The sequence below is a fragment of the Streptomyces sp. NPDC016309 genome, assembly GCF_043077235.1.
In the GTDB taxonomy this organism is placed as follows: Bacteria; Actinomycetota; Actinomycetes; order Streptomycetales; family Streptomycetaceae; genus Streptomyces.
The window spans coordinates 119,477-126,324 of record NZ_JBIBSG010000013.1 but is presented as its reverse complement, the minus strand read 5'-3'; the positions used below and the strand labels follow the sequence as shown (position 1 = coordinate 126,324).

Sequence of the window (6,848 nt, the reverse complement as noted above, 5' to 3'; positions counted from 1 at the left end):
CGTGCTTCAGCTGTCTTCTCCCCGTGGAGCTCGGGGGGGCGCGGCCCCGGACGGGGTCCGCCCGCCGGCGCCCGGGCGCCGGGGACCGCACGCCGCACCCGCGCGCTCACCTGATGGGGCGGTGGACGTTCTCCCGGGTGGAGGGGCCGGGGGTGGCGTCGGCGATCCAGGCCCCGTCGCCGCTGGGGTCCAGGACGCCTTCCTCCAGCCAGCCGTACGTGCCCGACAGGACGCCCTTGACGACCTTGCGGTCGAGGTCGTCGGTGTTGTTCCACAGGCGGCCGAACAGCTCCTCGACGCGGATGCGGGACTGCCGGCAGAAGGCGTCCGCGAGCTGGTAGGCCTCCCGGCCGTGGGCCTCGGTGGTGCGCAGCAGTTCGGCGCGTACGCAGACGGCGCTCATGGCGAACAGCTCGGCGCCGATGTCGACGATCCGGCCGAGGAAGCCCTGCTTGGTCTCCATGCGGCCCTGCCAGCGGGACATGGCGTAGAAGGTGGAGCGGGCCAGTTTGCGGGAGGTGCGCTCGACGTAGCGGAGGTGGGTGGACAGGTCGGCGTGGCCGGCGGGGTGGAAGTCCCCGTACGCCCCCGGGAGCTGGCCCGGGCCGGTGACGAGTTTGGGCAGCCAGCGGGCGTAGAACACGCCGGCCTGGGCGCCCGCCCTGGCCTTGTCGCCCAGCGTCTTGTCGGGGTCGATGATGTCGCCCGCCACGGCGAGGTGGGCGTCCACGGCCTCGCGGGCGATCAGCAGGTGCATGATCTCGGTGGAGCCCTCGAAGATGCGGTTGATCCGGAGGTCGCGCAGCATCTGCTCGGCGGGGACGGCCCGTTCGCCCCGGGCGGCGAGGGACTCGGCGGTCTCGTAGCCGCGGCCGCCGCGGATCTGGACGAGCTCGTCGGCGATGAGCCAGGCCATCTCGGAGCCGTAGAGCTTGGCGAGGGCGGCTTCGATGCGGATGTCGTTGCGGTCCTCGTCGGCCATCTGGCTGGAGAGGTCGACGACGGCTTCGAGGGCGAAGGTGGTGGCGGCGATGAAGGAGATCTTGGCGCCGACCGCCTCGTGGGCGGCGACCGGCTTGCCCCACTGCTCGCGTACGGAGGACCACTCGCGGGCGATCTTCAGGCACCATTTGCCGGCGCCCACGCACATGGCGGGCAGGGAGAGCCGGCCGGTGTTGAGGGTGGTGAGCGCGATCTTCAGTCCGGCGCCCTCGGGGCCGATGCGGTTCGCGGCGGGGACCCGGACGCGGTGGAAGCGGGTGACACCGTTCTCCAGGCCGCGCAGCCCCATGAAGGCGTTGCGGTTCTCGACGGTGACGCCCTCGGAGCCGGCCTCGACGATGAAGGCGGTGATGCCGCCCTTGTGCCCCTCGGACCTCGGTACGCGGGCCATGACGACCATCAGGTCGGCGACCACGCCGTTGGTGGTCCACAGCTTCACGCCGTCGATGACGTAGTCGTCGCCGTCGGGTACGGCGGTGGTGGCCAGGCGGGCGGGGTCGGAGCCCACGTCGGGCTCGGTGAGCAGGAAGGCGGAGATGTCGGTACGGGCGAGGCGCGGGAGGTAGGTCTCCTTCTGCTCGGGGGTGCCGAACTGTTTGAGCGGCTGCGGTAGGCCGATCGACTGATGGGCGGAGAGCAGGGCGCCGACGGCGGGGCTGACCGAGCCGACTAGGGCCAGGGCCTTGTTGTAGTACACCTGGGTGAGGCCGAGGCCGCCGTACTTGGTGTCGATCTTCATGCCGAGGGCGCCGATTTCCTTGAGGCCGTCGATGACGGCGTCGGGGATGCGGGCCTCGCGCTCGATCAGGGCGCCGTCGATCTTCGTCTCGCAGAAGTCCCGCAGCTTGGCGAGGAATTCCTCGCCCCGCTGGGCCTGCTCGGTGGCGGGCAGCGGATGCGGGTGGATCAGGTCGAGCCGGAAGCGGCCCAGGAACAGCTCCTTGGCGAAGCTGGGCTTGCGCCAGTCCTGTTCACGGGCGGCCTCGGCGACCTGGCGGGCCTCGCGCTCGGAGACTTTGGGCTGGTGGTGGGGGCCGGACATGTGGGCTCACCTCGCCGCGTTCGGGGGCGGCCGGCCGGTGGGTCCTACCGACCGGTGCTACCCGACCGTATTACCCGATTACGGCGGGTACGAAAAGGCGGCCGGAGCTTCCCGTCACGCGTCACTGGTCCCGCGAGGCAAGGGGCCGGCGGGTCCCGTCCTTGTCGCCCGGGACAGCCCTCGCCCGGCACGAGGACGGGACGGGGAGTGCACGGCAACCGATCCTGGACTCTGATTTCCGCGCCCCCGAAACCCGGTCAGGTGAAATTGAAATGACAGAAGTCACGGCATTCAACTTACTCGCACCTCCACAATTGAATTGACAACCGATTCGCGACACTGGCGTCAACTCACCTGGCGGCGCATGCTGGAGGTATCACTCTCGCCCATATGGGTGCCGCAGAGCGGCGGCCCGATTCCACACCCGCACCCGCCCATGAAGATGGCGCGACGGACACCCACGGTCACGCACCTCGGAACACGGCACCCAGCGGGCACCTCACGGAGCGAGGGACATCATGTCGCCCAAACTTTCCCTGTTCTCGAACAATTTCCCGGATTTCTTCATCATCGACCGTTCGGGCCTTGCGGATATCGCCGAGATCGAAACCGATGATGACCGCAACAACGCCACGTTCGAGTGGACCGGCCCACACCTGCGCTTTGGCGAGACCGGGCAGATACGACGAGCATCTCTTCCACTGGGCTTTTGTCTCCGCATCGCCACGTTCGACGAATTCCGCATACACAGCAAGTTCTTCGAGGGCATCACCAATCCCGAGGTCGCAGCCGAGGTCCGAGAGGACTCGACCTACGAACTCGTCAGAGCGGAGATCGACCCGAACCAGGCCTCATTCCGCTCTGTGCGATTCCCTGACCGCTTCATCCGGCACCGGAACTTCCAGCTCTTCGCCGAGCAGGTGAACACACCTGCCGAGCTCCAGTCCGCGTGCTTCAGGATGAACGCACCACTCGCCTGAGGCCGACAGCCCTCACGCCCGTGCAACAAGGCCGGTCCGAGCTTCCCGCAGAAACAACCAAAAGAATCATATGAGCCATCCGGAGGATTCCATGTCGCAACTCGCCAAGCTGCTTGAGTTGACCGCAGCCACGTCCCAGGACCGCGACGGGGAGGATGAGATCGTCATGAGCAGGGTGGGCGGCGTCCAATTCTTCCCCACCAGCGGCACGGTATCCATGCGCCAGGGAAGCACGACGACGCTGGACATCTTCGTGCCCATATTCGGGGGCGATGTGCAGCTCGCGCTGCACGAAGTGGATCGAGGCTCCGGCATGCCGGCAAGCCTTGTCGGGTCGGTTTCCCTCAAGCCCGAGGAAGCCGGTCGAGGAAGAATACGGAAGCAATTCGCGGGCGCCGGGGCCCTGTACGAGTTGACGTATGTAGTCAATTGAGACCGGCCGGTCGGCGTCGGTGTTGCGCAGGCCGGGCGAACAACGAAGAAGGCGGCCCGAACCCCCGCACAGTGGGTTCGGGCCGCCGGTCTGGGCCGTACGAGTGACGTGCCGTTACAGGGCCAGGCCCGTGAGGACCAGCACGCGCTCGTAGGTGTAGTCGTCCATCGCGTACCGCACGCCCTCGCGGCCGACGCCGGACTGCTTGGCGCCGCCGTACGGCATCTGGTCGGCACGGTAGGACGGGACGTCGCCGATGATCACGCCGCCGACCTCCAGGGCGCGGTGGGCGCGGAAGGCGGTCTGGAGGTCGTGGGTGAAGACGCCCGCCTGGAGGCCGAACTTGGAGTCGTTGACCGCGGCGAACGCCTCGGCCTCGCCGTCGACCTTGTGCAGGGTGAGGACCGGGCCGAAGACCTCCTCGCAGGCGAGGGTGGTGCCGGCGGGCAGGTTCTCCAGCACGGTGGGGGCGTAGGTGGCGCCGTCGCGCTTGCCGCCGGTGAGCAGCTTGGCGCCGGCCTCGACGGCCTCGTCGACCCAGGCCTCGACGCGCTTGGCGGCGTCCTCGCTGACCAGGGGGCCGACGTCGGTGGAGTCGTCGGACGGGTCGCCGGTGCCCTGGGCCTCGACGGCGGCGGTGACCTTGGCGACCAGCCGGTCGTACACGGAGGCGTCGGCGATCACGCGCTGCACGGAGATGCAGGACTGGCCGCCCTGGTAGTTGGAGAAGGTGGCGATGCGGGTCGCCGCCCAGTCCAGGTCCTCCTCGGAGGACCAGTCGCCGAGGACGACGGCGGCGGCGTTGCCGCCCAGCTCCAGGGTGCAGTGCTTGTGCGGCACGGACTCCTGGATGGCGTAGCCGACGGTGTCGGAGCCGGTGAAGGAGATGACCGGCAGGCGCTCGTCCTTGACCAGGGCGGGCATGCGCTCGTTGGTCACCGGCAGGATCGACCAGGAACCGGCCGGCAGGTCGGTCTCGGCCAGCAGCTCACCGAGGATCAGGCCGGAGAGCGGGGTGGCCGGGGCGGGCTTGAGGATGATGGGGGCGCCGACGGCGATGGCCGGGGCGACCTTGTGGGCGCACAGGTTCAGCGGGAAGTTGAAGGGCGCGATGCCGAGGACGACGCCCTTGGGGAAGCGGCGGGTCAGGCCGAGGCGGCCGGTGCCGCCGGCGTCGGTGTCCAGGCGCTGGGCGTCGCCGCCGTTGAAGCGGCGGGCCTCCTCGGCGGCGAACCGGAAGACGGAGACGGCGCGGCCGACCTCGCCGCGGGCCCACTTGATGGGCTTGCCGTTCTCGGCGGAGATCAGCCGGGCGATCTCCTCGGTGCGCTCGGCGAGCCGCTTCGACACGTGGTCGAGGGCGGCGGCGCGGACGTGGGCCGGGGTGGCGGCGAACTCGTCGACGACCGCGTGGGCGGCGGCCACGGCCTCTTCGACCTGGGCCTCGGTGGGCACGCTCACCTGACCGACGGTGCGGCCGTCCCACGGGGAGGTGACGTCGAAGGTGGTCTCGCCGGTGGCCTGGCGGCCGGCGAGCCAGAAGGCGGTGGCAGTCATGAGTGGATCCGGCCCTTTCGAAGCTGTGCGGGGTGGGGGGTTCCTCTGCTCACACGGTAGGGCCGGTCAGGCGCGCGGTCGCTTGTCCGGGATGGAGTGGTTCCGGGGATCAGTTTCGCCGTTCCGTACTGACGATCAGGCACACCCCCGCCACGACCACGGCGCCGCCGAGGGCGATGGGCCAGGTCACAGCCTCGCCGAGGATCAGGGCACCGAGGGCGACGGCGACAACGGGGTTGACGTAGGCGTAGGTGGCGACGAGGGAGAGCGGGGCGGACTGGAGCAGCCAGGCGTACGCGGTGAAGGCGAGCAGCGAACCGAACAGGACGAGGTAGCCGAAGGCGGTCCAGGAGCGGGCGGAGACGGCGGCCGGGTCCAGGCCGTGGTGCTCCCCGCGGAGGAGGCCGAGGAGCAGGCAGCCCAGGCCGCCGGCGACCATCTCGTAGGCGCTGGCGGTGAAGGGGTTGGCCGGCATCGGTATGCGGGAGGCGGAGAAGGACCCGACGGACCACAGGACGGACGCCACGACCACGGTGAGCACGCCGCCGATCCGCACCTCGCCGCTGAGTCCGGGGAGGGTGAGGACGGCGAGTCCGGCCAGGCCGAGGAGGACGCCGGCGTACGCGCCGGGGCCGGGGCGGTCGCCGGACACGGTGCGCAGCAGGACGACCCAGGCGGGGACGACCGCGACGAGCAGGGCGGCGAGGCCGGAGGGGACGGACGTCTCGGCGAGGACGACGAACCCGTTGCCGCCGAGGAGCAGGAGCAGGCCGACCGTGGCGGCGGACGCCAGCTGCCGGCCGTCCACCCGCAGCACGCCGATGCCCTTGCGCCAGGCCAGCAGCGCGGCGAGGAGGAGACCGGCGACGACGAACCGGGCGCCGGCGGAGAGGAAGGGCGGCATGCTCTCGACGACGACGCGGATGCCGAGGTAGGTGGAGCCCCACACCACGTACACGATCGCCAGCGCGGCCCACACGGCGCCGGTGATGCGCCGGACGGGCGCCTTGGGGTGGCCGTCCTCGGGGGCGCCGGGGGCGGGGGCGGCGGGCCCGTCGAGGGCGGGGCCGGAGGGGCTGGAGGGACTGGCGGGGTTCGGGTCTGCGGCGCGGCTTGTCATGCACCGGAGAGTATGGATCCGCTCGACGGAACGGCAAGGATCCTGCCCGACTTCGGGCAGGATCCCCTGCCGAAGGGGCGGTTTTGCGACAACGTCCGCGCCACGGCCATCGACGGTACGCCCGCGTCGACGGTACGCGCGGGACGCGGCCGGCCACCGTGACGCAGCGCCGGGGGCCGGGCCGATGGAGTCGCGCCGGCCTCAACGGCGAGGCGCCTGCGGGAGGTAGCGGCGGAAGCCCTCGGCCTGGGAGGTGAAACCGCACGCTTCGTAGAAGGTGTGGACGTACTCGTCATCCGCCGCCAGGAGCTGGACCTTGTAGCAGCCGGCCGACTCACCGAGCCGGACGGCGGCCTCCATCAGCCGACGGCCGACACCCCGCCGCTGGAACGAACCGGCCACCACGACGTTCTCCACGAACAGGATGGCCCGGCCGCCGCGCGTGAGGTTCGGGAGGACGATGCAATCCGCCGTTCCGGCCACGGTGCCGCCCGCATCGGCCACCAGGATCGTCCGTCCCTGTTGCCTTGATATGGCTGCCCAGATGGCCTCCGCGGACGTCCGGGGCAAGGGGGCATCGTCCGGGTTCAACTCGCTGTGGAGCGTCAGCACCGCTGACAGGTCCGCCTCAACCGCTGACCGCACAGTGATCTTCACGCACTGAGCCTAGAACCGGCCCAGCCCACTCGTCGCGGCAGTCGCTCGCCCAGCACA

The 6,848-nt window shown here is 70.4% G+C and carries 6 protein-coding genes; 2 read left to right on the top strand and 4 right to left on the bottom strand.

Annotation, left to right across the window (positions count from 1 at the left end):
• Positions 1–106: 106 nt before the first annotated feature.
• The gene (locus ACF068_RS28240) at positions 107–2,044 is read right to left on the bottom strand and encodes an acyl-CoA dehydrogenase family protein (protein WP_392277108.1); all 1,938 of its coding nucleotides are present in this window, start codon (positions 2,042–2,044) and stop codon (positions 107–109) included.
• A gap of 518 nt (positions 2,045–2,562) precedes the next feature.
• Between ACF068_RS28240 and ACF068_RS28235 the strand changes: the two genes are divergently transcribed.
• A complete protein-coding gene (locus tag ACF068_RS28235) occupies positions 2,563–3,024 on the top strand; it encodes an AbfB domain-containing protein (RefSeq protein WP_392277107.1) in 462 nt (153 codons plus the stop codon).
• 91 nt (positions 3,025–3,115) lie between these two features.
• Entirely contained in the window at positions 3,116–3,457 is a 342-nt protein-coding gene (locus ACF068_RS28230; RefSeq protein WP_392277106.1) for a hypothetical protein, read from the top strand.
• A gap of 114 nt (positions 3,458–3,571) precedes the next feature.
• Here the strand turns inward: ACF068_RS28230 and ACF068_RS28225 are convergent, their stop codons facing one another.
• The 3 genes from ACF068_RS28225 to ACF068_RS28215 form a co-directional block, all read right to left on the bottom strand.
• The gene (locus ACF068_RS28225) at positions 3,572–5,014 is read right to left on the bottom strand and encodes an aldehyde dehydrogenase family protein (protein WP_392277105.1); all 1,443 of its coding nucleotides are present in this window, start codon (positions 5,012–5,014) and stop codon (positions 3,572–3,574) included.
• A gap of 109 nt (positions 5,015–5,123) precedes the next feature.
• A complete protein-coding gene (locus ACF068_RS28220) occupies positions 5,124–6,134 on the bottom strand; it encodes an EamA family transporter (protein ID WP_392277104.1) in 1,011 nt (336 codons plus the stop codon).
• A 201-nt stretch (positions 6,135–6,335) separates the two neighbouring features.
• Positions 6,336–6,791: a GNAT family N-acetyltransferase gene (locus ACF068_RS28215; protein ID WP_392277103.1), complete on the bottom strand. Its 456-nt coding sequence runs from the start codon at positions 6,789–6,791 to the stop codon at positions 6,336–6,338.
• Between the last annotated feature and the right edge of the window lie 57 nt (positions 6,792–6,848).

Excerpts from the sequence above, each read along its gene's own strand:
- ACF068_RS28240 (WP_392277108.1), bottom strand. The coding sequence starts at position 2,044 with ATGTCCGGCCCCCACCACCAGCCCAAAGTCTCCGAGCGCGAGGCCCGC.
- ACF068_RS28235 (WP_392277107.1), top strand. The coding sequence starts at position 2,563 with ATGTCGCCCAAACTTTCCCTGTTCTCGAACAATTTCCCGGATTTCTTC.
- ACF068_RS28230 (WP_392277106.1), top strand. The coding sequence starts at position 3,116 with ATGTCGCAACTCGCCAAGCTGCTTGAGTTGACCGCAGCCACGTCCCAG.
- ACF068_RS28225 (WP_392277105.1), bottom strand. The coding sequence starts at position 5,014 with ATGACTGCCACCGCCTTCTGGCTCGCCGGCCGCCAGGCCACCGGCGAG.
- ACF068_RS28220 (WP_392277104.1), bottom strand. The coding sequence starts at position 6,134 with ATGACAAGCCGCGCCGCAGACCCGAACCCCGCCAGTCCCTCCAGCCCC.